The organism is Streptococcus sinensis (genome assembly GCF_000767835.1).
Classification (GTDB): domain Bacteria; phylum Bacillota; class Bacilli; order Lactobacillales; family Streptococcaceae; genus Streptococcus; species Streptococcus sinensis.
Map to the genome: position 1 here is coordinate 1 of NZ_JPEN01000047.1, position 1,516 is coordinate 1,516.

At 42.7% G+C, this 1,516-nt stretch carries 1 protein-coding gene; it reads left to right on the forward strand.

Annotated features, from left to right (window positions below; genetic code table 11):
* Window positions 1–123 precede the first annotated feature (123 nt).
* Window positions 124–1,482 carry an MATE family efflux transporter gene (locus tag SSIN_RS03155; RefSeq protein WP_037615658.1) on the forward strand — a complete coding sequence of 453 codons (1,359 nt, stop codon included), beginning with the start codon at window positions 124–126 and terminating at the stop codon, window positions 1,480–1,482.
* The last annotated feature ends 34 nt before the right edge of the window (window positions 1,483–1,516 follow it).

Sequence of the window (1,516 nt, forward strand, 5' to 3'; positions counted from 1 at the left end):
GATTACCAGAAAACTAGTTTTGTTCGCTTTTTATATTTGAGGTCGGACTTTTGTCCCAGCCTCCTTTTGACTATTCAGCCCGCTTGTAGTATAGTTAAAGTAGATAATAAAAGGGGAATTATCATGTATCAGACTTATCATTTAAAGCAGCGGCTGCGTTTGTTTGTCTCAATTTTTGTTCCTATCCTGATTTATCAGCTGGCAAATTTCTCAGCATCTTTTGTCGATACCACCATGACTGGGCAGTATAATACGTTGCATTTGGCTGGAGTGTCCATGGCAACCAGTCTTTGGATCCCATTTTTCGACTTGCTGACGGGAATTGTATCTGCTTTAGTGCCGATAATCGGACATCATTTGGGACAGGGGAAAGCAGGAAAAATTGCCTCAGATTTTTATCAGTTTATCTATCTTTCTTTGGGACTGTCACTTGTTTTATTTACTTTAGTATTTCTGGGGGCTCCTCTGGTTTTGGCTCGCCTTGGATTAGAGCCTTTGGTAGAAGGAATAGCCAAGCATTACCTTTGGTATCTGGGACTAGGTATCATCCCACTTTTGCTCTTTAGCGTTATTCGCTCGCTTTTTGATGCTTTGGGGCTGACAAAGCTTTCTATGTATCTCATGATCTTACTTTTGCCCTTAAATGGTATCTTTAATTATGTCTTGATTTACGGAGCTTTTGGCTTTCCAGAAATGGGCGGAGCTGGATCCGGACTGGGAACTTCTTTGTCCTACTGGGCCTTATTGTTCATTTCCTTGCTCTTAGCAGTCAAACATCCCAAAGTCCGATCGTATGAGCTCTGGAAAACTCGTCCCTTGAACAAAGCAGGATTAGCTGAAGGTTTTCGCTTAGGTCTGCCAATAGGGGGAACAGTCTTTGCAGAAGTTGTGATTTTCTCAGTTGTTGGCTTGATCATGGCAAAATTCTCCTCTTTTTTAATCATTGCCAGCCATCAGGCGGCCATGAATTTTTCAAACTTAATGTATGCCTTTCCTATGAGTATCTCCACCGCTATGGCGATTATTGTTTCTTATGAGCTAGGCGCTAAAAGGTACGAGGATGTGAAAAAATACTGTAAATTAGGCCGAGTTGCTGCCTTGATTTTTGCTGTTTTTACGCTGAGCTTCCTCTATATTTTCCGAGGTAGAGTTGCAGCCTTGTATGGCTCTAATCCAGATTTTATCCGACTGACTTCTATTTTTATGACCTACAGCCTCTTTTTCCAACTGGCAGATACTTTTGCGGCTCCTTTGCAGGGCATTCTACGGGGGTACAAGGATACTCAAGTGCCATTTTACCTGGGCTTAGTTGCCTACTGGGGCGTCTCACTGCCTCTGGGGCTCTTCTTAGATCATTTTACCAGCTTAGGCCCCTATGGGTATTGGATTGGTCTAATTGCCAGTTTGGTTACAAGTGGCATTCTCTTTCAGTGGCGACTTCATAAAATCCAAAAGAAAAGAGAGTGGGACAGACAGCCATGACGACATAGCCGTCACCCACAGAAACACGAAAATA

Excerpts from the sequence above, each read along its gene's own strand:
- SSIN_RS03155 (WP_037615658.1), top strand. The coding sequence starts at position 124 with ATGTATCAGACTTATCATTTAAAGCAGCGGCTGCGTTTGTTTGTCTCA.